The sequence below is a fragment of the Phyllobacterium sp. A18/5-2 genome, from assembly GCF_025452215.1.
In the GTDB taxonomy this organism is placed as follows: Bacteria; Pseudomonadota; Alphaproteobacteria; order Rhizobiales; family Rhizobiaceae; genus Phyllobacterium; species Phyllobacterium sophorae.
Genome location: NZ_CP104966.1, coordinates 677450 through 704168 on the forward strand (window position 1 = coordinate 677450; position 26719 = coordinate 704168).

At 58.3% G+C, this 26719-nt stretch carries 21 protein-coding genes, 4 pseudogenes and 1 riboswitch; of the genes and pseudogenes, 9 read left to right on the top strand and 16 right to left on the bottom strand.

Features of this window, described 5'->3' with window-relative positions; all coding sequences use genetic code 11:
• Window positions 1–117: 117 nt before the first annotated feature.
• Window positions 118–318, bottom strand: a riboswitch (cobalamin riboswitch).
• A 119-nt stretch (window positions 319–437) separates the two neighbouring features.
• From N8E89_RS03375 to N8E89_RS03405, 7 genes and pseudogenes are all read right to left on the bottom strand, one after another.
• Window positions 438–1722 (bottom strand): annotated as a pseudogene (locus N8E89_RS03375) (L-fuconate dehydratase).
• Between the two features lie 39 nt (window positions 1723–1761).
• Window positions 1762–2607: a fumarylacetoacetate hydrolase family protein gene (locus N8E89_RS03380; protein ID WP_262261135.1), complete on the bottom strand. Its 846-nt coding sequence runs from the start codon at window positions 2605–2607 to the stop codon at window positions 1762–1764.
• A 162-nt stretch (window positions 2608–2769) separates the two neighbouring features.
• On the bottom strand, window positions 2770–3504 hold the full coding sequence (locus N8E89_RS03385) for an SDR family oxidoreductase (protein ID WP_113173874.1): 735 nt from the start codon (window positions 3502–3504) through the stop codon (window positions 2770–2772).
• Window positions 3505–3537: 33 nt separating this feature from the next.
• On the bottom strand, window positions 3538–3993 hold the full coding sequence (locus tag N8E89_RS03390) for a MaoC/PaaZ C-terminal domain-containing protein (protein WP_262261136.1): 456 nt from the start codon (window positions 3991–3993) through the stop codon (window positions 3538–3540).
• A gap of 272 nt (window positions 3994–4265) precedes the next feature.
• Window positions 4266–5339: a Gfo/Idh/MocA family protein gene (locus N8E89_RS03395; RefSeq protein WP_262261138.1), complete on the bottom strand. Its 1074-nt coding sequence runs from the start codon at window positions 5337–5339 to the stop codon at window positions 4266–4268.
• A gap of 13 nt (window positions 5340–5352) precedes the next feature.
• Entirely contained in the window at window positions 5353–5682 is a 330-nt protein-coding gene (locus N8E89_RS03400; protein ID WP_113173877.1) for an L-rhamnose mutarotase, read from the bottom strand.
• A 4-nt stretch (window positions 5683–5686) separates the two neighbouring features.
• The gene (locus N8E89_RS03405; RefSeq protein ID WP_262261139.1) at window positions 5687–6799 is read right to left on the bottom strand and encodes a mandelate racemase/muconate lactonizing enzyme family protein; all 1113 of its coding nucleotides are present in this window, start codon (window positions 6797–6799) and stop codon (window positions 5687–5689) included.
• Here N8E89_RS03405 and N8E89_RS03410 point away from each other — a divergent pair.
• A complete protein-coding gene (locus N8E89_RS03410; RefSeq protein WP_262261997.1) occupies window positions 6768–7016 on the top strand; it encodes a hypothetical protein in 249 nt (82 codons plus the stop codon). The two genes, N8E89_RS03405 and N8E89_RS03410, sit on opposite strands and share 32 nt — an antisense overlap.
• A gap of 53 nt (window positions 7017–7069) precedes the next feature.
• Here N8E89_RS03410 and N8E89_RS03415 read toward each other — a convergent pair whose 3' ends face one another.
• From N8E89_RS03415 to N8E89_RS03430, 4 genes are all read right to left on the bottom strand, one after another.
• Window positions 7070–8167, bottom strand: a complete 1098-nt coding sequence (locus tag N8E89_RS03415) for an ABC transporter ATP-binding protein (RefSeq protein WP_262261140.1) — start codon at window positions 8165–8167, stop codon at window positions 7070–7072.
• Window positions 8168–8174: 7 nt separating this feature from the next.
• Window positions 8175–9041, bottom strand: coding sequence for a carbohydrate ABC transporter permease (locus tag N8E89_RS03420; protein ID WP_262261141.1), 867 nt, complete (start codon window positions 9039–9041; stop codon window positions 8175–8177).
• A 305-nt stretch (window positions 9042–9346) separates the two neighbouring features.
• Window positions 9347–10243, bottom strand: coding sequence for a carbohydrate ABC transporter permease (locus tag N8E89_RS03425; RefSeq protein ID WP_262261143.1), 897 nt, complete (start codon window positions 10241–10243; stop codon window positions 9347–9349).
• Window positions 10244–10433: 190 nt separating this feature from the next.
• Window positions 10434–11750, bottom strand: coding sequence for a type 2 periplasmic-binding domain-containing protein (locus N8E89_RS03430; protein WP_113173882.1), 1317 nt, complete (start codon window positions 11748–11750; stop codon window positions 10434–10436).
• 173 nt (window positions 11751–11923) lie between these two features.
• On the opposite strand from N8E89_RS03430, the gene N8E89_RS03435 reads away from it, so the two are divergent.
• The 5 genes and pseudogenes from N8E89_RS03435 (at window position 11924) to N8E89_RS03455 (ending at window position 18005) form a co-directional block, all read left to right on the top strand.
• Entirely contained in the window at window positions 11924–12727 is an 804-nt protein-coding gene (locus tag N8E89_RS03435; RefSeq protein WP_262261145.1) for an IclR family transcriptional regulator, read from the top strand.
• A 32-nt stretch (window positions 12728–12759) separates the two neighbouring features.
• Window positions 12760–13598 (top strand): annotated as a pseudogene (locus tag N8E89_RS03440) (amidohydrolase family protein).
• A gap of 98 nt (window positions 13599–13696) precedes the next feature.
• Window positions 13697–15534, top strand: a pseudogene (locus N8E89_RS03445) (monovalent cation:proton antiporter-2 (CPA2) family protein).
• 18 nt (window positions 15535–15552) lie between these two features.
• Window positions 15553–16099 (top strand): annotated as a pseudogene (locus N8E89_RS03450) (DUF924 family protein).
• Window positions 16100–16433: 334 nt separating this feature from the next.
• Window positions 16434–18005: a TerC family protein gene (locus tag N8E89_RS03455; RefSeq protein WP_262261146.1), complete on the top strand. Its 1572-nt coding sequence runs from the start codon at window positions 16434–16436 to the stop codon at window positions 18003–18005.
• A 30-nt stretch (window positions 18006–18035) separates the two neighbouring features.
• Here N8E89_RS03455 and zigA read toward each other — a convergent pair whose 3' ends face one another.
• The 4 genes from zigA to aztA form a co-directional block, all read right to left on the bottom strand.
• On the bottom strand, window positions 18036–19256 hold the full coding sequence (gene zigA / locus N8E89_RS03460; protein WP_106664140.1) for a zinc metallochaperone GTPase ZigA: 1221 nt from the start codon (window positions 19254–19256) through the stop codon (window positions 18036–18038).
• 88 nt (window positions 19257–19344) lie between these two features.
• The gene (gene aztC / locus N8E89_RS03465) at window positions 19345–20280 is read right to left on the bottom strand and encodes a zinc ABC transporter substrate-binding protein AztC (protein WP_113173887.1); all 936 of its coding nucleotides are present in this window, start codon (window positions 20278–20280) and stop codon (window positions 19345–19347) included.
• A 155-nt stretch (window positions 20281–20435) separates the two neighbouring features.
• Window positions 20436–21302 carry a zinc ABC transporter permease AztB gene (aztB, locus tag N8E89_RS03470; RefSeq protein WP_106664142.1) on the bottom strand — a complete coding sequence of 289 codons (867 nt, stop codon included), beginning with the start codon at window positions 21300–21302 and terminating at the stop codon, window positions 20436–20438.
• A 3-nt stretch (window positions 21303–21305) separates the two neighbouring features.
• Window positions 21306–22157: a zinc ABC transporter ATP-binding protein AztA gene (gene aztA / locus N8E89_RS03475; protein WP_262261151.1), complete on the bottom strand. Its 852-nt coding sequence runs from the start codon at window positions 22155–22157 to the stop codon at window positions 21306–21308.
• A 183-nt stretch (window positions 22158–22340) separates the two neighbouring features.
• Here aztA and N8E89_RS03480 point away from each other — a divergent pair, with 183 nt between their 5' ends.
• A complete protein-coding gene (locus N8E89_RS03480; RefSeq protein WP_106664144.1) occupies window positions 22341–22745 on the top strand; it encodes a Fur family transcriptional regulator in 405 nt (134 codons plus the stop codon).
• Between the two features lie 22 nt (window positions 22746–22767).
• Here N8E89_RS03480 and N8E89_RS03485 read toward each other — a convergent pair whose 3' ends face one another.
• Complete coding sequence (locus tag N8E89_RS03485; RefSeq protein ID WP_262261152.1) at window positions 22768–23403, bottom strand: TetR/AcrR family transcriptional regulator; 636 nt, start codon at window positions 23401–23403, stop codon at window positions 22768–22770.
• Between the two features lie 302 nt (window positions 23404–23705).
• Here N8E89_RS03485 and N8E89_RS03490 point away from each other — a divergent pair, with 302 nt between their 5' ends.
• Window positions 23706–24884 (top strand): HlyD family secretion protein, encoded by a 1179-nt coding sequence (locus tag N8E89_RS03490; protein ID WP_113173935.1) that lies wholly within the window; start codon window positions 23706–23708, stop codon window positions 24882–24884.
• Window positions 24885–24909: 25 nt separating this feature from the next.
• Complete coding sequence (locus tag N8E89_RS03495) at window positions 24910–26499, top strand: DHA2 family efflux MFS transporter permease subunit (RefSeq protein ID WP_113173889.1); 1590 nt, start codon at window positions 24910–24912, stop codon at window positions 26497–26499.
• Window positions 26500–26719 lie beyond the last annotated feature (220 nt).

Sequence of the window (26719 nt, forward strand, 5' to 3'; positions counted from 1 at the left end):
CGTGTCCTCGCCCTTACAGCTGCAAAGAACTGACTGGTGGTGACGGAGAAGAACGTCCGCACAGTCAACAAGCGTTGCCTGCGCAAAATCATGCTCCTTGATCGCCCACCGCGATCAGTCGGTGTTGTCACTCGGGGCTGGTTTCCGGGCTCTGGAGTTGCCTTGCCGGGCTTCACGGCGCCTTCCCGGGGTGCACTCCCAGTGGCTATTTTGCCGCGTTTTACTCCACTACCGTTGCGGGGGCAGCGCCGGGTTTTCGACCGGCTTCCCAATTCTCCGCTTCCCCTAGAAAGCGGCACCTCAAGTGTCCCGATAAAAGCATCCGGCACAGAAAAAGAATAGGTGCGGAAACGACATCGCATTTACGCAAGACGACACATATCCGTAAACGAAAACGGCGGCATCTCTGCCGCCGCGTTTCATGGACCCTTGCCGGTTCAGGCCATCGGTCTGTGCAGATATTGCTTGATCGATTCCGGCTTCATCTCGATCGAGAAGCCCGGCAGCGATGGCGGCATATAGGCCGCATTCTGGATACTGCAGGGATCGACGAAGTGTTCATGCAAATGATCGACATATTCGATCACCCTGCCCTCTTTGGTACCAGAGACGGCGACGTAGTCGATCATCGACAAATGCTGCACATATTCGCACAGGCCAACGCCGCCCGCATGCGGCCAGACAGGCAGATCGTACTTCGCCGCCATGAGCAGCACGGCGAGCACTTCGTTCAGTCCGCCCATACGGCAGGAATCGATCTGAACCACGTCGATGGCGCCTTCGGCGATGAACTGCTTGAACACGATGCGGTTCTGGCACATTTCGCCGGTCGCCACCTTGACCGGACTGATCGCCTGGCGAGATCTTGCGGTGGCCCGCGACATCGTCGGGGCTAGTGGGCTCCTCGATGAAAAACGGCTTGACGAAGGCAAGCTTCTTCACCCAGTCGATCGCCTCATTGACCTCCCAGACCTGGTTCGCATCGATCATCAGAATACGATCCGGTCCGATCACCTCGCGGGCGATGGTCAGGCGGCGGATATCGTCGTCGAGATCGCGGCCGACCTTCATCTTGATATGATTGAACCCGGCATCGATAGCTTCCTGGCAAAGGCGGCGCAACTTTTCATCCGAATAGCCGAGCCAGCCAGCCGAGGTCGTATAGCAGGGATAGCCTTCCGCCTTCAGCGTCGCGATCCGTTCCTTCTTGCCGCTTTGGGCCTTACGCAGGATTGCCAAAGCCTCTTCACGAGTCAAAACGTCGGTCAGGTAGCGGAAATCGACGATGTTGACGATCTCCTCCGGTGTCATTTCACCGACCAGCTGCCAGACGGGCTTCTTCGCTTCCTTGGCGAGCAGGTCCCAGACCGCATTGACGACGGCGCCGGTCGCCAGATGCATCGCACCCTTGTCCGGGCCGATCCAGCGCAGCTGGCTGTCGCCGGTAATGAAGTGCCAGAAACGACCAGGATTTTCCTTCACCCAGTCGAGCTCCAGACCAATGACGAGATGCTTCATCGCCTCGATGGCAAGGCAGCAGATTTCGTTGCCGCGCCCGATGGTGAAGGTGAGACCGTGGCCGGAAAGCCCGTCGGCATTGGTGTCGAGCACGACATAGGCCGCCGAATAGTCCGGATCCGGATTCATCGCATCCGACCCGTCAAGGCTTTGCGAAGTGGGAAAGCGGACATCAAAAACGCGAAGATCGGTAATGCGGGTCACGATATGCCTCATGTATCTGTTGCTAAGGGTGCAGCGCGCCTACGCGTCGGCGCGCGTCACCTGTTTCTGGGTGCCCAGGCCTTCGATGCCGAGTTCCACGACATCGCCGGCCTTGAGATAGCGCGGCGGTTTCATACCCATGCCGACGCCGGGAGGCGTGCCGGTCGAGATGATGTCGCCGGGCTGCAGGCTCATGAACTGGCTGAGATAAGAAACGAGGAAGGCAACGCCATAGACCATCGTCTTGGTCGAGCCGTTCTGCATGGTCTCGCCATTTACGGTCAGCCACATGGGAAGGTCCTGCGGGTCTGCGACCTCATCCTTGGTCACGAGCCACGGACCGGTCGGGCCGAACGTGTCGCAGCTCTTGCCCTTGGTCCATTGACCCGAACGCTCCGTCTGGAAAGCGCGCTCGCTGACATCATGCACCGTGCAATAGCCGGCGACATAATCCAGCGCCTCGCCTTGCGTGACATATTTTGCGGTGCGTCCGATGACGACACCGAGCTCTACTTCCCAGTCGTTCTTTTCCGAACCGCGCGGAATGACCAGATCGTCATTTGGACCTGCGATTGCCGATGTCGCCTTCATGAAAATTACTGGCTCGGGTGGAACGGCCATGCCGGATTCCGCGGCGTGATCAGCATAGTTGAGACCGATACAGATGAACTTGCCGGTACCGGCGACGCAGGGTCCGAGACGCGGATTGCCGCCGACTATCGGTAGGCTCTCGACATCCAGATCGCCAAGCTTGGCCAGCGCGTCCGGGTCAAGCACCGCCCCGGAAATATCGTTCACCTTGCCAGAAAGATCGCGGATTTGCCCTTTGCCATCGAGAACGCCAGGCTTTTCCTGTCCTGGCTCGCCATATCGTAGAAATTTCATCGTCTGCTCCTTTTTCTTGTTGGAGATGCTTGAGAATTCATCCTGATGAGGCAGCTGGTGTGGTTTTCGAGAACCGGAGCGCAGTGGACTTTTTCGTCCATGAGCACCGGAAGCGTAGAAAATCGCATCAGATGGCCATCGCGGTGGATTTCCCAAAGTCTCCTAGACGGTCCAGCCGCCATCGATGTTGTAAGCCTGACCTGTCGTATAAGTCGCGCCGGCGAGATAAACGGCGAGGTCGGCGATTTCTTCCGGCAGTCCGAGACGGCCCATGGGCTGGCGCGCAATGAAGGCCGCGCGCGTTGCCTCATAATCACCTCCCGCACGCATGCGCTGTTCCAGCGATGGGCTCTCAACCGTGCCGGGGCAGATCGCATTGCAGCGGATACCCTGGGTGATGTAATCGGCTGCGACCGCCTTGGTGAGGCCCAGAACTGCCGCCTTGGTCACGCCATAGGCAAAACGGTTCGGTACGCCCTTCACGCTGCTGGCAACCGAAGACATGTTGACAATCGCGCCATCCTTGCGCTCGATCATACCCGGAAGAACCGCCCTGATCGTGCGGATCATCGCGCGGACATTCAAGTCCAGCGCAAACTCCAGATCAGCATCCGGCATTTCGAGAATCGAACCGCCATGGACGAAACCGGCGCAGTTGAACAGCACGTCGATGGCGCCAATCTCGCCGGTCACCTGATTGACTTCGTCCGTCTTCAGCACGTCGAGCTTGCGGGGGTGGATATCTGCATCCTTTGGCAGCGCATCAAGTAGCTGCTCATTGATGTCCGTCGCATGCACAATCGCGCCTTCGCGCGCAAAAGCCAGCACCGAAGCCCGGCCGATGCCTTGCCCTGCAGCTGTAATTAGAACGCGTTTACCTTCAAGCTTACCTGTCATCTTAATTCTCCGTTCGGCACTCTGTTGCGCCTGTCATGCACCCTTGGACTTGCGCTCCGCAATCAAAATATGGTCAGCCACCAATACCACTTCGTCGCGTTGATTGATCACCTCACAGTGCTCGACCACGCGTCCGCTGTCCGGCCGTTTCGGATCGTCTTCCTTTGCGCTGATCGTTACCCGCGTGCGGATCGTATCGCCGATGAACACCGGGCGCACGAAGCGCAGGCGGTCGTAGCCATAGGAAAACGCAACGGGATTGATAAGGCTCGCCGCCAGTCCGACCCCAATGGAGAAAATCATGGTGCCATGGGCAACGCGCTGTCCGAATTGCGTTGTCTTGGCAAATTCCGCGTCCATGTGGTGCGGGAAGAAATCGCCCGTATGGCCGGCGTGCACCACGAAATCAGTCTCAGTAATGGTGCGTCCCGTCGTGACACGCATATGGCCGAGTTCATAGTCCTCGAAATAGATGGCTTGTTCGGACATCTAGAACCTTTCATGTTTGGATGGAAACATTTCTGTTTCCTGGATGGCGAGACAATCCACGCGGAAGGTGGCGAGGCCGATGTACGTGCATCGGACGAAGCCGCCTGACAAAGTGGGTGGCCGCCAGCCGGAAACCCGAAGGGCCGGGTGAATTTGCTCCAAAGCCTTCGGGCTTCGGCTTCGTCCGATGGGTAAACATCGGCCTCGCCAAACCCCTTGACCTTGAACCAAATTCCCTCCGGCAGAATGATTCCATCCAGACATGAAAGGTTCTAAGCCTCCGGTTTCTGCGCGAGCGGAGTTGCCGGCGTCGCGCTCGATTGATAGGCAGCCTCGACCAGCGCCATGGTGTACCAGCCATCCTCGACCGAACTGACCAGTTCCTTGTCCTCGCCGCTTGCAAAGCGCTGCAGGTTGGCCATACGCCCGACAAAAGCATCCGGAAACCACGCGCCCTTCAGCGGAACGCTGACCCAGCCGGAGCCACCCTTCGGATAGATCATCAATTCGTCCGGCTCTCCGCGCGGATAGTCGAGGTTGACGCCGAGCTTCACATAGGCCGCGCCTTCCGTGCCGCTGACGCGGAACTCGCAAGCCTGGAATTTGCGGCCGAATTTGTGATCGTGATTGATCGACAGCGAACAGCGTACCCTATTCCCATAGTCGAGGATGGCGCTGGTCCTCGTCTGCGCCACTTCATGATTGGGATGGCCGAGCGTCTTGGCGTGCACGCCGAGCGGGTTGCCGAGGATCTGCCGTATAAGGTCAATATAATGGATCGAGTGCATGGCAATCTCGACGCGCGGCAGGCCGTTCAAGAACGGCCAGAGCGACCATGGCGTATCCAGCGCCAGCCAGGCATCGAAATCGACAACCTCGCCAAGCCAGCCTTGTGCCATCGCATCCTTCAGCGCCAGCATCATCGGCGCGAAGCGCAACTGGAAATTGACCGCCGCAGTGATATTGCGCTCCCGGCAAATGCGCAGGATCTCGGACGCTTGTCCAAGATCGCTGCCCATCGGCTTCTGGATCAGCGCAAAGGAACCCTCGGGCAGGACCTTCAGGATTTCAGCGTGACGCGATGGCGGCGTAGCGAGATCGAAGATCGCGTTCTCAACCGCCGCACCCTCGGCGATGGAAGCATAGACTGTGACACCCCATTCATCCGCCAGTTTCCGCGCCTTGGCCTCATCCGGATCGAACAGTCCGGCAATCGGAAAGCCGCCCTTGTTGTAGGCCGGATAATGCGCATCGCCGACAATGCTGCCCGCGCCGAAGGTCACGACCGGTCGTGGCTTCGCCGGCAAGGGCCAGCTCTGTTGCAGGGATGCGGGTTCAAAACTCATCGAATATTCCTCATCAATCCAGATGGAAGACTTCTTCCATCATCGCCCACCACTCGCCTTTGGCGCGCGTTTCCAGCGGCACCTGGCACGGCATGCACACGTCCCACCATTCCTTGTTCTTCGCATTGGCGGCCATCTTCGCCATGTCGGCCTCGAAGTCGGTCCCGTGATATTCCCATGTACCGAACAGGATGTTTTCCGGCTCGCGCAGGAAGATCGTGTAGTTGCGGATATTGCAGCTTGATATCAGTTCCAGAATTTCCGGCCAGACGGCGGCGTGCAGCCGCTTATATTCCGCGACTTTATCCCCGTTGAGCCCGATCATCATTCCCATACGTTGCATCGCATCAGCTCCGGATCTCGGTGGTAAATTCGTCGATGCTGCGCGCCTTCACGGCATCCCAATCCCAGTCGATACCAATGCCCGGCTCGTTCGGCGCAATGGCAAAGCCGTTCTCGATACGCATCTGCGTGTGGGTCAGGTCATCGAGCTGCGGAATAAATTCGACATATTTGCCGTTCTGCACCGCGCAAGTGAGACTCACATGCAGTTCCATCAGGAAATGCGGGCAGACAGGAATATCGAAGGTCTCGGCGGTGTGTGCCACCTTCAGCCATGGCGTGATACCGCCAATGCGGCCCACATCCACCTGCACGATAGAGCAGGCACGCTTCTGCATATATTCGCGGAAATGCCGGATCGAATAGAGCGACTCGCCAATGGCCACGGGCGTTGGTGTTGCCGCCGACAGGCGCACATGCCCATCAATATCGTCGGCCGGCAGCGGCTCCTCCAGCCAGGCCAGATCGATATCGCGAAGTACCTGAGAGCGGCGGATGGCCTCGTCCAGTGCAAAACCCTGATTGGCATCGGTCATGATCTCGAAACCAGCCCCGACAGCGTCGCGCACCGCCGACAACCGCTCCAGATCCTCGGAACCATGCGGACGGCCGATTTTGACCTTTGCGCCCTTGAAACCCTTGGCCTTTGCCTGCAGGGCATCATCGACCAGCGCCTGCTTTTCAATGTGCAGCCAGCCGCCTTCGGTCGTGTACAGCGGGCAGCGATCCTTCGCCCCGCCCGCCAGTTTCCATAGTGGCAGGTTCTGCTTCCTGGCACGCAAATCCCATAGCGCAGTGTCGACAGCGGCAAGCGCAATTGCAGTAATCGCGCCGATTGTTGTCGCGTGGGTGGCAAATTCAAGGTCACGCCAGATCGCCTCGATCTGATCGGCATCCTTGCCGAGCAAACGGGGAGCGAGGTGGTCAGAGAGCAGGCGCATCACCGATGATCCGCCCGTACCGATCGTATAGCTGTATCCGGTGCCCGCAGCGCCATCACTGTCAGTGATCGTGACGATCGGCGTCTCCTGGCTGACAAAGCTCTGGATCGCATCGGTCCGCAGCACTTTCGGCGGCAGATCCACCATGCGCAACTCAACTCGTTCGATTTTGGCCATAGTAGAGCCTTTCCCGGCCATATTGGCCGTATTCTGTTTCTCGGCTGGCGAGGCAATCCGCGCGGAAGGTGGCGAGGTCGATGTGGTGCATCCGAAGCCGCCTGACAAAGTGGGTGTCCGTCAGCCGGAAACCCGAAGGGACGGGGCCCGTTGCGCCAATCCCGGCGCAAATCCACTCGCCCGCACGCGAAGTGCGGGTCTTCGTGTCTTTGCTTGATCTTGTCACAACACGCCTCCGTCAGAATAGGTCAATATGGCCGGGAAAGGCTCTCACCTCCGCAAGGTTTTACCGGTTTCCGGCGAGAACAGATGCGCCTGAGACAGGTCGAAACTGAATTTTACCATCTCTCCGGCACCCATGGGACGCGGATTGAGCATGCGCGACACCCACTCGCGCTGCGCCATGGTAATAAAGAGCAAGGTCTCGTTGCCCAGTGGCTCGGTGATCGAGACCGGCAGCTCCATTTCATGCACATCGGTGGCTTCCCCGGAGTTCAAGCCGTGACCCGTCGGGTAAATATCGTCGGGCCGCAGGCCGAAGATCACCTTGTCACCCGCTGCAACCTTACCGCGGAATTCAATCGGCAGCGGCAGACTCTGCCCGCCGGCAAAGACGAGTTTGCCATCGGCAACCGTCGCTTCGTTGAGGTTCATCGGCGGCGAACCGATGAACCCTGCGACGAAGCGCGTGGCCGGCCGCTTGAACACTTCCTCCGGTGTACCGACCTGCTCGATATGACCATCGCGCATGATGACGATGCGGTCGGAGAGGGTCATCGCTTCCACCTGATCGTGCGTCACATAGATCATCGTCGACTGCACCTTGGCGTGCAGGCGCTTGATCTCGGTGCGAACCTGCGTACGCAATTTGGCGTCGAGGTTGGAGAGGGGTTCGTCGAAGAGGAACACGTCCGGCTTGCGCACGATCGCGCGGCCCATTGCAACACGCTGGCGCTGGCCACCGGAGAGCTGTGAGGGGCGCCGGTCCATATATTTGTCCAGACCGAGGATTGCTGCGGCTTCGTTCACGCGTGTGTCGATTTCGCTCTGCGCGACTTTGCCGATCTTCAACGAAAAGCCCATGTTCTCGCGCACGGTCATGTGCGGGTAGAGCGCGTAGGACTGGAACACCATCGAGATATTGCGGGCGCGCGGCGGCAGGTCATTCACCGGCTTGCCGCCGATTTCAACCACACCGCCACTGATGTCCTCGAGCCCGGCAATCATGCGCAGCGTCGTCGATTTTCCGCAGCCGGACGGGCCGACCAGCGCGATAAACTCGCGATCCTTGACCTCCAGGTCGATGCCATGGACGACGTCGACATTGCCATAACTCTTGACCAGTTTTTTGAGTGTAACAGGGGCCATGACGAGCTTAACCTTTCACCGCGCCGAACGTCAGTCCGGACACGAGATGCTTCTGGATGATAAAAGTGAGTGTGAGTGCCGGAATGATCATGACCACCGCGAGTGCGCACATGCCGCGCCAGTCGATGGTGAACTCCGACGTATAATCGAGGAGGCCGACAGGCAATGTCTTCGAATTCACCGAACGGGTGATCTGCGATGCCAGCGCATATTCGTTCCACGAGGTGAGGAAGGCAAAGATGCCCGCCGACGCGATGCCGGGTCCGGCCAGCGGAAACTCCACCTGCCAGAATGCCTGCCAGCGCGTACAGCCATCGATCTGCGCGGCTTCCGCCAGGTCCTTGGGCACTTGCCGGAAGAAGCCGTCGATGAGCCAGATCGTGAATGGCACGTTCAGCGCTACATAAATCAGGATCATCGCGAAATGCGTGTCGATAATGCCGACCCGGGCGAAGATCATGAACAGCGGCAGCGACAGTGCGATGCCGGGGACGGCGCGCGTCAGCATGAAGCCGAGGAAGATGCCCGACTTGCCCTTGAACTTGTAGCGTGCGAACGCATAGCCGCCCGCCATGCCGATTATGAGGGCGATGGCCGTCGAGGTAATCGAAATGATCAGCGAATTGCGGAAATATTCCCAGACCGGAATGCCGCCCTGCCCGGCGCCGCCAAACATGGCACGGTAGGCATCGAGCGAGACATCCTGCGGTATCCAAACCGGCGGCTTCGCCATGATCTCGACTGTCGGCCGGAGCGAACTAAGGACAATCCACAGGCCCGGCAGGCAGATGACCAGCATCGCCAGGAATAGCCCGGCAAGATGCAGGACTTTCAGGCCGCGGCGTTTGAGACGATGAGAGCTGTTCTGGTCCATCTAGAGCCTTTCATGGTTGCACGGAACCATTCTGCCGGTGACGGCTTGGGACTTGGCCTGTCCTCGGGCCAGCCAAAGGCTGGACCCGGGCGTCAAGGTCTGCAGCGAAGGCCGGGCTGGCTGCCCGGACGAGCCGGAGGCCGAAGGATTTGGCCCAAACCAGCCCGGCCCATCGGGTTTCCGTTTGGCGGGCGCCCACGGTGTCAGGCCGCTCGCCCGATGCACCACATCGGGCTTCGCGCCCTTCCTGGTGGATCGCCGCCCCAAACGAGAAACAGAATGATTTCGTGTAATCATGAAAGGCCCTACCACTCCGCTCCGATTTGCTGGCGGGCGGCCGCAAGCTTTCTGAAGAAATATACGGTGAACAGGATCGACAGCAGGATCGAGATATAGGCCATCGCATTGGCAAGACCCATCCGTGCGTCGCTATAGGCCGTGCGTCCGACCAGCGTCCACAGTAGCTCCGTGCGCTTGGCGGGTCCGCCGTCGGTCATGATCTTCACAATGTCATAGGCGCGTGCCACGTCGAGCGAGCGGATCGTCATGGCGATGAAGGCGAACGGCATCAGATATGGCCATGTGACGTAGCGGAAAGTCTGCCACGGCGTGCAGCCATCGACACGCGCCGCTTCGACCGGCTCCTGCGGCATGGCAAGCAGCCCTGCGAGGATGAGAATGGCGAAGACAGCCGTCGACGACCAGACCTCGGCAACGATGATCGAGAACAATGCCAGGTTGCCATCGATCAGCCAGGGAATGGCATTCGTGGTCAGCCCGAGCGATTGCAGCGCGTTGTTGACGAAGCCAATATTGTCATTGAACAGGAACTTGAACTGGAAGCCGACGAGCACCGGCGAGAACATCATCGGAAACATCATCAGCGTGCGCAGAATACGCTGGCCGCGCGTCGCCTTGTTGACCAGCATGGCAAGCCCGAGACCGAGGAACATTTCGGCATTGAGCGCGATGGTCAAGAGCAATACGGTCCGGCCGAACGCGGTCCAGAATTCAAGATTGGTCAGCACGCCGACATAATTGCGAAAGCCGATGAATATCCAGATCGACTCGGGCTTGGTCAGCCGGAACGGCGTGAAGCTCGAATAGAGCGAGAACAGCAGCGGCAGCACGATAACAGCGGCAAGAACGACAATTGCAGGCAGCAGCAGTAGCGTCGGCGCTGATAGTTTGGGAAATTTCATCTGAAATATTGGCCTTCGGTCTCTGCTTTGCCACCTCCCACCCTCCCCCTTTTGGGGAGGGAGGCTGCGAAGCAGCAGGGAGGGACTTGTTTATTTCTTACTGATCAGCCGTGCTGGCTGCAGAAATACCCTCCCAGGACTTGCGTCCGTCCCTCCCCACGAGGGGAGAGTCGAGAGCGGCATGTATCCCTCAAAGCTTGCCTGCATCCTGAAGGATTTCGGTTGCCTTTTTGGCAGCGGTGTCGAGCGCTTCCTTCGACGTCTTGTCGCCAAGGATAGCAGCCTGCAGTTCCGGATAGACCGCATTGGAAATTTCGATCCACTCGGCTAGCGGCGGAACCGGAAAGGCGTTCTTGGCTTCTTCCTGGAAAGCATTCAGGACTTCGGTCTTGTAGGGATCGCCCTTCGCCTGCTCGATGTCCCAGGCCCAGACTGCCGTGCGTGTCGGCAAGGGACCGGCCTTGGCTTCAAGCTTCTGGCTGTCTTCATTGGTCAGCCACCAGACGAGCGAGGCCGCCGCTTCCTTGTTGGCGCAGGATTCGGTTACCGAGAAGCCATGATGGCCGGACCAGCCCGTCCGCTTGCCGGAGGAACCGGCGGGCGCAACCTTGACGCCTACATTGCCGGCAACTTTGGACGACTTCGGATCGTTGAAGAAACTTGCCCAGCCCGGCCAGTCGAGATTGATGGCGATGGAGCCTGACGCAAAGCCCTGGCCCAGATCATCCCAGAGGTAATTGGTTGTGCCAGCCGGAACGGCCTTTGCCTTGTAGAGATTGACGAACCAGTCGAGCGCCTTGATGCCCGCTTCCGAATTGAATGCGGGCTTGCCTTCGGCGTCGATATATTCGCCGCCCTCCGCAATCACCATTTCATAGAAGCGGCCGTTGATCGCCTCTTCCTTGCCGGCAAACTGCGTGCCGTAGAAATCCGGTGCCTTGGTAAAGAAGAGCGCCTGGTCGGAGACCTGCTGCCAGGTGTCCGGCGGGGTCAGGTCATAGCCGTACTTCTCCTTGAAAGCTTTCTTGTTGCCTTCATCTTCGTAGAGGCTCTTCTGGTAATATAGCGCCGACACGTCGAACTGTGCGCGCGGCAGCATGACCAGCTTGCCATCCAGCGTCGATGACTTGATGTTCGAAGGTACGAATGCAGCAACTTCTTCGGCCGGTATGAGTTTGTTCAGGTCCGTATAGATTCCCGGATATTGCGGGGCGAATGATGAATGATTTGAACCGACGCACCAGTTCAGGCTGCCTGAGGCGATATCCGACTTGATCTCCTTGTCGAGCTCGAAATGATTCTTCTTCGACAGGATGTTCACCTTGGCGCCGGTAAGCTTTTCCCATTCGCCGATGCGCTCATACAGCGGCTCATATTGCTGACCGCCGATGAGCTTGGCGTCGATCGTCACGCCTTCGAATTTTCCCGGCAACTCTGCAGAAAAGGCAGCTTGCACGCTGAAAAGTGCAATCACACCAGCTGAAACACTGGCCAACAGGTTCTTCATCGGTTCCCTCCCCAGAGCGAGTGGCCGCTCCCCGGCTCTCGCAATTTATGAATACCCATATATGGGCGCTTCATTCATATACAAACATTAATACGCTTGACCGTCAAGCAAGGAAACTGCTTTCCTACGAATATGGTCTTCGTATATGCATACGATCCAAGGGGAGACTTCATATGACAGAAGACGACGATAGCGACCGGTACCGCGCACCGGCGCTTGATAAGGGGCTCGACATTCTGGAGCTTCTATCCGGGATCGACGGCGGCCTTACCCAGGCGGAAATCGCCAAATATCTCGGCCGCAGCCCCAATGAATTCTACCGCATGCTCGATCGCCTGGTGCGCCGCGGCTATGTCACGCGTCTCGAAGGTGACCGCTACTCGTTAACGTTGAAGCTCTTCGGCCTGGCCCAGTTGCACGCACCTGTCCGGCGCCTCGCATCCTATGCGGCGCCGCTGATGCGCGACCTTGCGGTCGTGTCGAAACAGGCTAATCAGTTGAGCGTTTTTGATCGTGGTGCGGCGGTCGTGATCGCCCAGCAGGAAGCGCCGGATTACTGGGGCATTTCCATCAGGGTAGGATCACATATCAGCCTCTTCAACACCGGCTCCGGGCACGTCTTGCTGGCATTCCGTTCCAACGACGAGCGCGCCCTGATGATCGCAGAATATGAAAAGCACGCCGACGACATTGTGCAGCCATCGGACTTTGACGAGCGGCTGAATCAAATTCGCGAGCGGGGTTACGAGGTCATGCCCAGCGCCCAGACGGCAGGCGTCTTCAACGTCTCAGCGCCCGTCCTCGGGCCCGACGGAAGGGCGATCGCTGCGCTGACATGCCCCTATATTGAGTTGCTCAACATTCCGGATGCGCCAGGTGTCGACGATGCCCGCAAGATGCTTGTGGCCACGGCACAGAAACTCTCGGAACTCGCCGGTGCCGACGTGATTCATTCGAGCGTTCTCCGCCAAGCCTGATGGCAGGAAGATTGACCATGTCACTTACATCAATGATCGACACACATCTGCATCTGATCGACCGGTCGGCCTTGTCTTATCCATGGTTGTCCGGCGTTGACGCGCTGAACCGGGACTTTCCCTACGAGGAATATGCGCTTCAAGCCCATCGCGCCGGGATAACCCAGGCCTTGCACATGGAAGTGGACGTCTCGCCTTCCGATATCGAGATCCGAGATCGGATTACATCGCGGGCCTTGCGAAACGCGAAGGCAGCCTCATCGCTGGCGCCATCTCCTCATGCCGGCCGGAAGAACACGGCTTTGCCGCCTTCCTCGATCGGCAACGGGCCAATCCTCTGGTCAAGGGCTTCCGCCGCGTGCTCCATGTCATGCCGGACGATCTGGCGGAAAGCGCACTCTTCCGGGAGAATATCAGCCGACTTGGCGGTACAGGCTACACCTTCGACCTATGCGTGCTGCCACGGCAGATCGACAAGGCCATCGCGCTCGTTGACCTTGCACCCAATATCCAGTTCATCCTCGACCATTGCGGCGTTCCCGATATCGAGGGCGACGGGCTGAACGCGTGGCGCGGCAAGATCAGCGATATTGCCGGACGCCCCAACGTGACCGCCAAGATCTCGGGTGTCGTCGCCTATGCTGACGCACGGACATGGCGCGTTGAGACCCTTGAGCCATATGTGCACCATGTCATCGACAGTTTTGGCTGGGACCGCCTAGTCTGGGGCAGTGACTGGCCAGTCTGCACGCTCGGCGGCGGTCTTGCCACTTGGGTTGCCGCAACTCATGCATTGTTGTCCGGCTGCAGCGACAGTGAAAAAGCCAAGCTGTTCTCAGAAAATGCAAAGCGCATCTGGAATTTGGGGTGATCGGGCCAAAATCCTCGACGGGCGTGAATAGACTTGCCTGCTGCACCCTCTCGCTTTACGTCTGACATTCGACATCAAGCGAATGCAGAGGAGCCACAATGGCGGCGGAAGTAAGCGGACCTGACCTGTTGAGTGTTGTCGTGCTTCTCGGCGCTGGCGTCGTCGCCGTGCCGCTGTTCAAACGGCTGGGCCTTGGCTCCGTTCTTGGGTACCTCGCGGCAGGCCTCGTGATCGGCCCGTTCGGCCTCAAATTCTTCACCGACCCGCAAACGATCCTGCACGTTGCAGAACTCGGCGTTGTGATGTTTCTCTTCCTTATCGGCCTTGAAATGCAGCCCTCCAGGCTCTGGGGTCTGCGCAAGGACATTTTTGGCCTCGGCGCATTGCAGGTCGGGTTGTGCGCCGTGCTCCTGACTGGTGTCGGCATCGCTACCGGCTTCCCCATTGCCCAATCTTTCGTCGCGGGCGCCGGTTTTGTCCTGACTTCCACTGCTATCGTCATGCAATTGCTCGAGGAGCGCGGCGAAATCGCGTCGCCGCAGGGCCAGCGCATGGTGTCGATCCTGCTGTTTGAAGATCTTGCCATCGTACCGCTGCTGGCACTCGTTGCGTTCCTCGCACCAATAAGCACGACCACAACCGGCGGCCTGCTCTGGATGGATATCGGTATCGGCATCGGAGCTATCGTCGGTCTCGTCCTGGCAGGAAAGTATCTTCTCAATCCACTCTTCGGATTTCTCGCCCAGTCCCGCGCCCGCGAAGTCATGACGGCCGCCGCCCTCCTCGTCGTGCTGGGTGCCGCACTTATCATGCAGGTCAGCGGCCTCTCCATGGCCATGGGCGCATTCCTCGCTGGTGTGCTCCTCTCGGAATCGACCTTCCGCCATCAGCTCGAGGCCGATGTCGAGCCGTTTCGCGGCATCCTTCTTGGCCTCTTCTTTCTTGCCGTCGGAATGTCGCTCGACCTCAGTGTCGTCGCCGCGAACTGGCAGACAGTGATCTTCTACGTCCTGGCATTCAAACTCGTCAAAGGCGCCGGGATCTATATTGTCGCGCGGCTGCTCAAATCATCCAATCGCGAAGCCCTCGAGGCGCGCGGTCATCATGGCACAAGGCGGTGAGTTTGCTTTCGTGCTTTATTCGACCGCTACGGCGGTCGGTATTCTCGATGGCGAGGCCAATGCCATCCTGACCGCAATCATCATCTTCTCAATGGTGCTGACACCGCTTTTCATTGTTGCCCTGCGTCTGCTGCTGCCAAAGGAAGAGCAGGCGATGGAGGGGGTCGATGTTGCCGAAGGTTTATCCGGTAACGTCCTGATTATCGGCTTCGGACGCTTCGGTCAGATCTCCAGCCAGCCGCTTTTGCTGCGCGGCGTCGATATTTCCATTATCGACAACGACATCGAGATGATCCAGGCCGCGGCGCAGTTCGGTTTCAAGGTCTATTATGGCGATGGCACCCGGCTCGACATCCTCCATGCGGCAGGCGCGGGACGGGCGCAGGCCGTCCTCATCTGCGTTGACAAGGCCGAAACCATCCTGACGATTGCCCATTTGATCAAGGCGGAATTTCCGCTCGTGCAGATTTATGCGCGCGCCTACGATCGCGGCACAACGATCGAGCTCATCAAGATCGGTGTGGACTACCAGATGCGCGAAACATTCGAGATCGGCGGTGGTCTTCGGTCAAAACACCTTGATCGGCCTGGGCGTGGATCCGCAGGTAGCAGCTGACATCGCTGCCGACGTGCGCCAGCGTGACGCCGAACGGCTCGATCTCCAGTTGGCCGGTGACATTTACGCCGGCAATGATCTGATGAAGGGCAACGCGCCGGTTCCGGGGCCATTGATAAAGCCGCGCCAAGCCGGCCGCGCCCTCAACGAGGAGACCGCAAGTGTCCTGCCTTCGCCACAAGGCGCGGACGCAAACTGAACACACGGGAGCAAGCACATGGCTGACAGCGAGAACATTGCCCGTATTGTCGACTTCTGGCGCCAAGCCGGTCCCGACAAATGGTTCGCCAAAGACGAAACATTCGACGAGACCTGCCGCCAGCGCTTCCTCGCCGATCACTACGCCGCCGCGCGCCGTGAGTGCAGCGGTTGGCTCGATAGTCCCGATGGTGCGCTCGCGCTGATGATCCTGCTCGACCAGTTTCCGCGCAATCTCTTCCGTGACACCGGCCACATGTATGCGACCGATAGCCTTGCCCGCTATTATGCCAGCCTGGCGCTGGAAAAAGGCCACGACCTGTCGTTCGAGCCGCAACTGCGCGCCATCTTCTACCTGCCGTTCATGCATTCGGAGAATGTCGACGACCAGCGGCGATCCGTCGAGCTTTGCCGGGAAGGAGCTCCGGCGAGATCTCGAATATGCCGATCACCATTATGACATTGTCCGCCGCTTCGGCCGTTTTCCGCACCGGAATGCTATTCTCGGGCGCGCTACGACCGAGGAGGAGCAGGCATTCCTCGAGGGCGGCGGATTTTCCGGGTAGGGCAATTTATTGTCGCACCCCTTTCTTGCGCCCGCCTCTTGAACAGCTTTCGTCTGACTGCCATTATATGCCCATCTGGCAGCACGAAATTTCACAATGACAGCCAGTCAAACAGGGACTGACGGCGCATCGATGCCGGACGATCAATCTGAAGAGCCTCCAAGTCCGGACTTGCGAAGCATGCTGACCCTGCATATGCAGCGTCAGCAACGGATCCCCTTATCTTCCGTTTTCTCCTTTGCCTGCGCCACAGGCGGATTTGCGCTGCCATTTGCAAGCGCATCCGCCTGTGAAGCCGCGCGCTGATTTCATAATTAAAGGATCTGACTCCCCAATGGACTGGACACTGGACTGGATTGCCGACCCCAATGCCTGGATTGGTCTTGCCACGCTTGTCGTGCTTGAAATCGTGCTGGGTATCGACAATCTCGTTTTCATCGCGATCCTTGCCGACAAGCTGCCTCCGCAAGAGCGCAACCGCGCACGGCTTGTGGGACTGTCGCTGGCGCTGATCATGCGCCTCCTGTTGCTTGCCTCCATTTCGTGGGTTGTGAGACTGACGACGCCGCTCTTCAACGTCGCCGGCCTCGATTTCGCCGGACGCGACATTATCCTCATACTCGGCGGCATCTTCCTGCTGTTCAAAGGCACGATGGAGCTGCATGAGCGGCTGGAAGGCCATATGTCCGCCAAGGAAAGCAATGTGGCTCATGCGGTGTTCTGGCAAGTCATTGCGCAGATCGTTGTCCTTGATGCGGTATTCTCGCTCGATAGCGTCATTACGGCCGTGGGCATGGTGAAATATCTCGAGGTCATGATGATCGCGGTGGTGATCGCGGTTGGCGTCATGATGCTGGCATCCAAACCCTTGATGACCTTCGTCAACAAGCATCCGACGGTCGTCATTCTCTGCCTTGGCTTCCTGATGATGATTGGTTTCAGCCTGATCGTCGAAGGTTTTGGCTTCCATATTCCCAAGGGTTACCTCTACGCGGCGATCGGCTTCTCGGTGCTCGTCGAAGCGGCCAACCAGGTCGGGCGGCACAATCGCGAGAAGCGCGTCACCACGATGGACCTGCGTGACCGCACGGCCGGTGCGGTTCTGCGCCTTCTCGGCGGCGGGCGCGGCGACGCACCCCATTCTGATACGCTTGATGTCATCGCCGAACAGAGCGCAGCGGGAGAAGTGTTCCATCCTGAGGAGAAGGAGATGATCCGCGGGGTGCTGGATCTGGTCGAACGCCCCGTGCGTTCGATCATGTCGCCGCGCAACGAGGTGGAATGGCTTGATCTGGACGAGACGAATGAGGAACTGCTCGCCGAGATTCGAACGCTCAGCCATAGCCGCGTCGTGCTGGCACGCGGTCGCGTCGATGAATTCGTCGGTGTTGCGCTGACCAAGGACCTGCTCTTCGCTATCCTCGATGGCGGCAAGATCGATTGGGACAAAGTCACCCGCCAGCCGCTGATCCTGCACGAAAATGCCAATGTGCTGCGGGTCATGGAACAGCTCCGTGGATCATCGGTACAGATGGGCGTGGTTCTCGACGAGCATGGTTCGTTCGAAGGCGTCGTCACACCGACGGATGTTCTCGAGGCCATTGCCGGCGACTTCCCCGAGGAGGGTGAGGAAAGCCCCGTCCTCGAACGTTCCGAAGACGGCAGCATGGTCGTCGATGCCTATATCGACATTCGCCGGCTTGGCGGCCTGATCGGGCGTGATCTGACCGACGAGGGCGATCGGTATACGACACTCGCCGGTTACATCCTGTGGAATCTGGGCCACATCCCCTCGGTTGGGGAGAAAGTGACCGTCGATGATCTCGAATATGAGATCGTCGAGATGGACGGCCGCAATATCGGCAAAGTGCGCCTGACACCGGTGCAAACGGCTGCGTTTATTTAAACGGCCATCCGCCCATTGTGGGATTGGCCCTCAAGCCGCCTGCCACGTCCAGCTCGGGAATGGATCCGGCAATTCCTGCCATTTGTGCGGCGTGAATTCCTCGGCATCGACCAGGCACGCATCAAGCTTGGCCCTGAGGTCGGCTTCGTTCATTGGATCCATGCCGATGAAGACAAGCTCCTGCCGCCGGTCGCCCCAGACCGGGTCGAGGTAAGGCTGCATCGCTTCGCGCCAGTCCGGATGGTCTGGCCAGCGGCTTTCCGAAACAGCCGCCCACCATAGGCCACGCTTTTCTGTCCTGACCAAAGCCCCGGCCTGGCTCAGCTCGCCCACATGATCCGGCCGCGTCGCCAGCCAGAAGAACCCCTTGGCCCGCACGACGCCAGGCCAGTTTCCGTTGATGAAGTCCTGGAATTTCTGCGGAACGAATGGCCGCCGCTCGCGGTAGACGAAGGAACGCACGCCGTATTCTTCGGTCTCCGGCACATGGTCGGCAAAACCGTTGAGCTCCTTGTACCAAAGCGGATGTTGCTGCGCCTTGTTGAAATCGAACAGGCCGGTATCCAGAACCTCATCCAGCGCAACCTCGGCGAAATCTGTTTCGATCACCCTTGCATCGGGGTTGAGCGCGCGGATGATCTTGCGTGCCAAATCGCGATCATACAGCGATGTGGCCGATATCTTGTTGAGGATGATCACATTCGCAAACTCAATCTGATCGACCAGAAGATCGATGAGCGTGCGATTGTCCGCACTGCCCATCGACTCGCCCCGGTCCTTCAGGAAATCGCTCGACGCATAATCGTTCAGGAGGTTGGCCGCATCGACAACTGTCACCATCGTATCGAGCCGTGATACATCGGAAAGGCTGGATCCGTTCTCGTCGCGAAAATCGAAGGTGGAAGCGACCGGCAAGGGCTCGGAAATGCCTGTCGATTCAATGAGCAGATGATCGAACCTGCCCTGCTCCGCAAGTGAACGCACCTCCTTCAGGAGATCGTCGCGCAACGTACAGCAAATGCAGCCATTGGTCATTTCGACAAGTTGTTCGTCGGTACGCGAGAGATTGGCTCCACCGTCCCTGACAAGCGCCGCGTCGATATTCACCTCGCTCATGTCATTGACGATGACAGCGACGCGGCGGTCTTCGCGATTGTTGAGAATATGATTGAGTAGCGTGGTCTTGCCCGCCCCCAAAAAGCCAGAAAGAACGGTGACCGGCAGACGATCGGCTACTGCTTTATTTAGCATGACGCGAACCCTTCATAATGTAATAACATAACAACTATGAGAATGAAAAAAGCGGAATAATCACCCCGCTTTTCTGAAGTTCTGTAGATCAGCTCCTGAGAATAGCCTTTTTAAATGTATCGATATTGTGATGCATCATATCGATATAGGTGCTTGCCCCCTCTTCCGGCGTAGAAAGAGCATCCGAGAACAGTGTGCCGCCGACATTCAACTTGGTCTCGCTGGCGATCTGCTCGATCAGGCGCGGATTGGTGATGTTCTCGACAAAGATCGCCGAAGCCTTGTCTTCCCTGATCTGCTTGATCAGGGCAACGATATCGGCGGCCGATGCTTCGGAATCCGTCGAGATCCCTTCAGGTGCCAGGAATTTTAGCCCATACTCATGCTGGAAATAGCCGAATGCATCATGCGATGTGATGATCAGACGCTTCGATTCAGGAATGGAGGCGATGGCAGCCTTCACCTCAGCTTCAGTCGTATCGAGTTTCGCCGTATAAGCCGCAGCATTGGTCTTGTAGGTATCGCAATTCGCCGTATCCGCCGTGCAAAACGCTTCGACGATATTTTTGACATAGATTTTTGCATTGTGGATCGACTGGAAGGCATGCGGATCATAGGCGCCATGTTCTTCCTTTTCCGTCCCGGCGGCTCCATGGACATGTTCCTCTTCAGCGCTCTTGATCGGCTCGACACCCTTGGACAGTTCGACGATTGGCGCCTTGGTGGCACTTGCCTCGACAAGCCGTGGCACGAAGCCTTCGAAATGCAGGCCATTGACCAGAACCACATCGGCTGCAGCGACCGCTGCGGCATCGGCAGGTTTTGGCTCGTAAACATGCGCGTCCCCGTTCGGACCGACCAGCGTGGTGAGCGAAATCTTGTCGCCGCCGACGTTCTTGGCAAAGTCGGAAATGACGGTGAAGCTCGATACGACCTTCAGATCTTTCGCCGAAGCCGTGGAAAATCCGGCGCCAAGTAATAGTATAACATTTAATGCCGTGGCGAGTTTAAGAGCCTTGATCATGGTCAATTTCCTTGAGTTGCGAGGTATATGTCTGGATTTAAATCAGGACGAGATCAAAATGTTGCTTTTCGAGACCCGGAGCGCAGTGGACTTTTGGGTCCATGCGCACCGGGAGCGGAGAAAAGTGCCATTTGCGGGCCATCATGGTTTAAATCCTAAGCTGTTCTGTGGCGATGCGGGCGCAAGCGGGTATTGAGAATGCCGCGCGAGCCGGCGAGGATTGAACCGAGATATATTGCGCCCGCGGAGAGGATGATGGCCGGCCCCGACGGTACGGCGAAATGATAGGAAACCAGCAGGCCCACCGTGCACGACACGCAGCCGATGACAATGGCGAGCGCGCACATGGGTCCCACCCTCGATGTCCAGAAGCGCGCGGCAGCGGCCGGAAGCATCATCAACCCGACCGCAAGTAGCGTGCCCAGCGCCTGGAAACCACCGACGAGATTGATGACGACCAGCGCCAGGAAGATGAAATGAACCGGCGTGCCGATCCGGCTGACCGAGCGCAGGAACAGAGGGTCGAGACATTCGGCAACGAGCCCGCGCCAGAAGATCGCCAGCGTCACGACGCTGATCGCCGAGATCATGCCGATCAGGCTCAGCGCTTCGTTGTTGAGCGCAAGAACCGTTCCAAAGAGCACATGCATCAGATCGACATTCGAGCCGCGCAACGACACAATCAATACCCCGAGCGCCAGCGATATCAGATAGAAAGCCGCCATTGAGGCATCTTCCTTCTGGATCGTGAAGCGTGACACCGCACCCGCGCCGAGTGCCACGATGACACCCGCGACCAGGCCGCCAATAGTCATCGGCACGATCTGCAGACCATAGAGCAGGAACCCGACGGCGGCACCGGGCAGGATCGCATGGGCCATGGCGTCGCCGGTAAGGCTCATGCGGCGCAGCATCAGGAAAACTCCCACCGGGCAAGAGCCAAGGGCAAGCGCAAGCGAGCCGATGAGCGCACGCTGCATGAAACTGTAGTCGACAAAGGGCGCGATCAGATAGTCATACATGGATCAAGCCGCCCCCTTGGAGCCGTTTCGCTGAGCGCTGTGATCATGATCGCCACCATGGTGATGTTCATGATGCTGGTGGTCATGCAAATGGTCATGTGCGTGCGGCGCCGCGTGGGCGGCGTCGTCCTCGCACCACGGCGCGCCCTCTTCCCATGCTTCATGGAACTGCCGTGCATGCAGCAGATTTTCCGGCGCCAGCGTTTCGCGCGATTCACCCCAGGCAATCGGCTTGCGGGCGAGAAGCAGCGTTTCGGGGAAATGTTCACGAACCAGATGCAGATCATGGACAACAACCATGATCGTGCGCTTTTCACCGTGCCAGCGCTTGATCAGTTCAATCAGGTCGCTGACGGTCTTGGCATCGATCGCGTTGAAGGGCTCGTCGAGCAAAATGAGATCGGCATCCTGCACCAGCACCCTGGCAAACAGGGCGCGTTGCAATTGCCCGCCCGACAATGTGTCGATCGGCCGCTTTTCGAAGCCCGCAAGCCCGACGCTCATCAGTGCCTTTGACACTCGTTCGCGATCGTCGGACGTAAAGCGGCCAAGCAGGCCGCGCTTTGGCCAGAGGCCGAGCGAGACAAGGTCGATCACGCGTGCCGGAAACGACCGGTCCAGTTCGGATTGCTGCGGCAGATAGGCGATGCGGACGTCTTTCTCGACTGTGCACGAACCTGACATCGGCTTCAGGACGCCGACAATACCTTTCATGAGCGTGGACTTGCCCGAGCCGTTGGAACCGACGACCGCCGTCAGCGACCCGCGCCTGATGCTCCCGCTCAAATGATGAACGGCCGGATGGCGATGATAGCCCAGCGTCAGGTCGTCAAATGTCAGGCATGGTTCGGTCATTCGAATATCCGTATCCGGAATGCAATTGGCAGTCGGCCAGGTCGCAGCTTGCCATTTCGATATGTGATGTTATTACATTAGTCAACAATGGCAAATTTGAGAACTGTGAAAATTAATGTATCCACTGGCGGGAGAGGCAAATCTTTCCTATCTCTTGTCCACCACCAAGGAGCGCATACGGCAATGACATCGACGCAGGAGCTGACCAAAAACCAATCCCTGGTTTTCAATGCATTGGCTCGCGCCGATGGCCCGCTCAGCGCCTACACTATCCTCGACCAACTGCGCGGCGACGGTTTCCGCGCGCCGCTTCAGGTCTACCGCGCCCTCGACAAACTGCTCGACTACGGAATGATTCACCGGCTCGAAAGCATCAATGCATTCGTTGCCTGCTCGCATCCGCACAGCCATAATCACAGCCACGGCATGATTGCCTTTGCCATTTGCGAGAAATGCGGTCAGGTTTCAGAGTTTTCAGACGATGTTATCACCGGGCGTGTCCGTGAATGGACCAACAGCAACGGCTTCAAACAGTCGAAGACCACGATCGAGATTCGCGGGCTCTGCGCCACCTGCGGAGCTGCTTGAACCCAGGGGCAGAACCTCGATTTCAGCGCCGGTATGCCTTCAGGAATACATCGACACCGGAGGTCACGGTCTTTCTGATAAGTTCTTGCGAGGGAGCAGTCGCCATGCAGCCAAACAGCCGCTTCTTGAACATTCCCGACATGAACAGATCCGCCAACTGATAAGTGGCAAGTTCGGTGTCATCGATATCGAGTGTGCCCGCGGCAACGTGTTTCTCGATGAGCGCCCTCATCATGGCCTGCCCGCGTCTCGGCCCCCTCTCGTAGAAATCGCGGCTCATCGACGGCATGCGTTCGGCAACACCGATAACCACCCGCTGCGCACGGATGACGACATCGGAAGTAACGACGGTCGCCAGGGCCGTGCCGAACTCGATCAGCGCCTCGCGAAGATCCCCGTCGCTTTCCAGCGCGTGGTAGATATCGGCGAACAATATCTCGCGGTAATGGTTGCAGAGCTCCATGAAGAGCTCCTCCTTGCTGTCGAAATAGACGTAGATCGTGCCCTTGGAGACGCCGGCTTCACGCGTTATGTCGTTCATGCTCGCAGCGTCAAACCCCATCTGCGAAAAGACCCGGTTTGCACCCTCGAGTATTTGCTGGCGCTTGGCGGGGTCCTGCCCGGCTGCCAATCGGCTCGGGCGCTCCGCATCGGACATGACATTCAGAATCTGCTGCCGTCGCTGATGACATAAAGGCTGGCTTCGTAGACGACATTTTAGCGCAGTTTCCTCATTTTTCGATTCTTTTTCGAACCAATCGGTTCGATCCTCTTGATATGCGCTCCCGATTGCGCTATGTCAACGATCGAACCGATTGGTTTAATCACTTTTCCCTTACTGGGCCGAACGTCGCTTGGGACGCACAGGCGCAGTAACAAGTTGAGTGGCGTATGATCCTTTCCAAAAATCGGAGGGATTTTTGGGATTATACGCTGAATGTCATCAGAAAGAGCCATCAGATGTCCGCGTCGAAAGCAACGAATGAAGCTGAGATCCGTCAGTTTCCAGCCCCGGCTCCTGCTTCAAAGGCTGAAGCACCAGCAAAAACCGAAGCGCCTCAACCCGATGTTACAACCCAGACGCCCGCTCCGCCGAAGCGCTCTGCAAAACGCTTTATTCTGCCAGTCCTGATTTTGGCGGCGGTTGGCGCCGGTTCCTGGTACGGCCACGAATGGTGGACGACGGGGCGTTTCATGGTCTCGACCGACGACGCCTATATTCAGGGCGATATCACCGCGATTGCCCCGAAAGTCACCGGCTATATCGACACGATCAATGTAGTTGCCAACCAGCGCGTAAAGGCCGGCGATCCGCTGGTCACGCTCGACAATGGCGACTACACGATTGCCGAAGAGCAGGCCGAGGCGCAGATTGCAACCCAGAAGCTGTCGCTCGACCGCATCGAGGCGCAGACCCAAGCTGCCAGGGCTTCGCTGCAACAGGCGCAGGCCGGCAAACTGGCTGCACAGGCGGTTCTGACCAATGCCCAGGCCGCGTCAGTGCGCGCGAACCAGCTCCACGCCACACGCTTCGCTTCGCAATCCCAGCTTGACGATGCTACTGCCGCACTCGATCAGGCCAAAGCCAATATCGCTTCGGCTGACGCGCAGATCGCCACGGCTGTCGCCAATATCAGCGTGCTCGAAGCCCAGTACAAGGAAGCCGAAAGCTCGATCGCATCGCTGCAGCTCGCCAAGGACAAGGCGGCCCGCGACCTTGGGTTTACCATTATTCGCGCCCCGGTCGATGGTGTGATCGGCAATCTTGCCGCCAAGAAAGGCGATCTCGTCAGCCCCGGCCAGCGTCTCGCTGCGCTCGTCCCTGTGAACGCGCTCTATATCGACGCGAACTACAAGGAAACGCAGCTGCGCGATATCGTCGTGGGTCAGAAAGTCAAAGTACGCGTCGATGCCCTGTCAGGCGATACGTTTGAAGGCACGGTTGCCTCGGTAGCCCCAGCGTCCGGCGCGGTCTTTTCGCTGCTTCCGCCGGAAAACGCCACGGGCAACTTCACCAAAGTCGTCCAGCGTGTACCGGTCCGCATCGCCCTGCCCGCCGATGCACTGGCAAGCGGGAAACTACAGGCAGGCCTGAGCGTCATCGTCGACGTCGATACACGCACGACGCCTGCCTCGTAGGACCACTCCGGATAGGCCCGAGAACATGTCGAACGCCACCACAATCGGTAATGCCGGAGTACCCGCCGTTCCGGAAGATCGCATCGATCCGAAGAAAGCCATCGCCTTCCTGGCGATGGTGTTCGGCATGTTCATGGCCATTCTGGATATCCAGATCGTCTCGGCGTCCCTCGCTGAGATCCAGGCTGGTCTGAGCGCTAGCTCCGATGAGATTTCGTGGGTCCAGACCTCCTATCTGATCGCCGAAGTCATCATGATCCCGCTTTCGGGCTTTCTCGGACGGCTCGTATCGACCCGCATCCTCTTCTCGGTCTCCGCCGCAGGCTTCACCGCCGCCAGCGTCCTGTGTGCCACGGCGACCAATATCGACCAGATGATCGTTTACCGCGCCATCCAGGGCTTCATCGGCGGCGGCATGATCCCCAGCGTCTTTGCGGCGGCTTTCACCATCTTTCCCCCTTCGAAGCGTTCCATCGTTTCCCCGATGATCGGCTTGGTTGCAACGCTGGCACCAACCATCGGGCCAACCGTCGGCGGCTATCTCAGCAATGCCTTTTCCTGGCACTGGCTTTTCCTCGTCAATGTCATTCCCGGCATAGCCGTCGCAATCGCCGCATGGAACCTGATCGATTTCGACAAGGGCGACCGCTCGTTGCTCAGCAAGTTCGACTGGTGGGGCCTCGCCGGCATGGCGGCCTTTCTGGGCTCGCTTGAATATGTGCTGGAAGAGGGCCCGCGCAATGATTGGCTGCAGGATCATGCCGTCTATTACTGCAGCATTGTCATGGTCATCGGTGCAGTGGTGTTCTTCTATCGTGCTTTCACAGCGGAACAGCCGATCGTCGATCTGTTTGCATTCAAGAATCTCAACTTTGCCTTCGGCTCGGCTTTCTCTTTCGTCCTCGGCATCGGCCTGTACGGCTTGACCTACATCTATCCGGTCTATCTCGGCCAGATCAGGGGCTATGACGCGCTCATGATCGGTGAAGCACTCTTTGTCAGCGGCCTTGCAATGTTCATGACTGCCCCAGTTGCAGGGTTCCTCTCGGGCCGCATGGATCCGCGCATCATGATCATGATCGGTTTCCTGGGCTTTGGTGCCGGCACCTGGACCATGACGCACCTCACGGCAGACTGGGATTTCCATGAATTGCTGATCCCGCAAATACTGCGTGGCTGTTCGCTGATGCTGTGCATGGTACCGATCAACAATCTCGCCCTTGGCACGCTGCCACCGTCGCGGCTGAAGAACGCTTCCGGTCTTTTCAACCTCATGCGTAATCTTGGGGGCGCAGTCGGGCTTGCTGTCATCAACCAGATTCTCACGGATCGCGGCGCGATCCACTATGCGCAGCTCTCCGAGAACGTCCGCTGGGGCAACCCGGAAGCAGAGGATCTCCTTGCAAGCATGAGCAAGAATTTTGCCTCCCATGGTCTTGATGGGCCGACGACCGCACTTAGCAAAGTCTCCGGCATGGTCCATCAGCAAGCGTCTCTGCTGTCGTTCATGGACGTTTTCTACATACTGACCGTGCTGTTTGCCTCGCTTGCGGTCTTCGCCATCATGATGCGCAAGCCCGGTGCGCCGGCTCCCGGCGGCGGTGGCGGACACTGATGGATTCGATGAGCCAGCCGCCGGTCAGACGGCGGGATTCGGCAAAATAAGTTTAGCCTACTAAGATAAATTGAAGTCGTTGGCATTTTCGCGCAGAAGGGTGAATGTCGCACTCGAACGAACGCGACATCATTTACCCGGCTAATTGCCGCGCGTTCCAACATTTCTGTCGTTATTGAAGCAATTTAGACATCAACGGGTTACGCCATAAATTTAGCTT

Excerpts from the sequence above, each read along its gene's own strand:
- N8E89_RS03380 (WP_262261135.1), bottom strand. The coding sequence starts at position 2,607 with ATGAAATTTCTACGATATGGCGAGCCAGGACAGGAAAAGCCTGGCGTT.
- N8E89_RS03385 (WP_113173874.1), bottom strand. The coding sequence starts at position 3,504 with ATGACAGGTAAGCTTGAAGGTAAACGCGTTCTAATTACAGCTGCAGGG.
- N8E89_RS03390 (WP_262261136.1), bottom strand. The coding sequence starts at position 3,993 with ATGTCCGAACAAGCCATCTATTTCGAGGACTATGAACTCGGCCATATG.
- N8E89_RS03395 (WP_262261138.1), bottom strand. The coding sequence starts at position 5,339 with ATGAGTTTTGAACCCGCATCCCTGCAACAGAGCTGGCCCTTGCCGGCG.
- N8E89_RS03400 (WP_113173877.1), bottom strand. The coding sequence starts at position 5,682 with ATGCAACGTATGGGAATGATGATCGGGCTCAACGGGGATAAAGTCGCG.
- N8E89_RS03410 (WP_262261997.1), top strand. The coding sequence starts at position 6,768 with ATGCGCAACTCAACTCGTTCGATTTTGGCCATAGTAGAGCCTTTCCCG.
- N8E89_RS03405 (WP_262261139.1), bottom strand. The coding sequence starts at position 6,799 with ATGGCCAAAATCGAACGAGTTGAGTTGCGCATGGTGGATCTGCCGCCG.
- N8E89_RS03415 (WP_262261140.1), bottom strand. The coding sequence starts at position 8,167 with ATGGCCCCTGTTACACTCAAAAAACTGGTCAAGAGTTATGGCAATGTC.
- N8E89_RS03420 (WP_262261141.1), bottom strand. The coding sequence starts at position 9,041 with ATGGACCAGAACAGCTCTCATCGTCTCAAACGCCGCGGCCTGAAAGTC.
- N8E89_RS03425 (WP_262261143.1), bottom strand. The coding sequence starts at position 10,243 with ATGAAATTTCCCAAACTATCAGCGCCGACGCTACTGCTGCTGCCTGCA.
- N8E89_RS03430 (WP_113173882.1), bottom strand. The coding sequence starts at position 11,750 with ATGAAGAACCTGTTGGCCAGTGTTTCAGCTGGTGTGATTGCACTTTTC.
- N8E89_RS03435 (WP_262261145.1), top strand. The coding sequence starts at position 11,924 with ATGACAGAAGACGACGATAGCGACCGGTACCGCGCACCGGCGCTTGAT.
- N8E89_RS03455 (WP_262261146.1), top strand. The coding sequence starts at position 16,434 with ATGGACTGGACACTGGACTGGATTGCCGACCCCAATGCCTGGATTGGT.
- zigA (WP_106664140.1), bottom strand. The coding sequence starts at position 19,256 with ATGCTAAATAAAGCAGTAGCCGATCGTCTGCCGGTCACCGTTCTTTCT.
- aztC (WP_113173887.1), bottom strand. The coding sequence starts at position 20,280 with ATGATCAAGGCTCTTAAACTCGCCACGGCATTAAATGTTATACTATTA.
- aztB (WP_106664142.1), bottom strand. The coding sequence starts at position 21,302 with ATGTATGACTATCTGATCGCGCCCTTTGTCGACTACAGTTTCATGCAG.
- aztA (WP_262261151.1), bottom strand. The coding sequence starts at position 22,157 with ATGACCGAACCATGCCTGACATTTGACGACCTGACGCTGGGCTATCAT.
- N8E89_RS03480 (WP_106664144.1), top strand. The coding sequence starts at position 22,341 with ATGACATCGACGCAGGAGCTGACCAAAAACCAATCCCTGGTTTTCAAT.
- N8E89_RS03485 (WP_262261152.1), bottom strand. The coding sequence starts at position 23,403 with ATGTCCGATGCGGAGCGCCCGAGCCGATTGGCAGCCGGGCAGGACCCC.
- N8E89_RS03490 (WP_113173935.1), top strand. The coding sequence starts at position 23,706 with ATGTCCGCGTCGAAAGCAACGAATGAAGCTGAGATCCGTCAGTTTCCA.
- N8E89_RS03495 (WP_113173889.1), top strand. The coding sequence starts at position 24,910 with ATGTCGAACGCCACCACAATCGGTAATGCCGGAGTACCCGCCGTTCCG.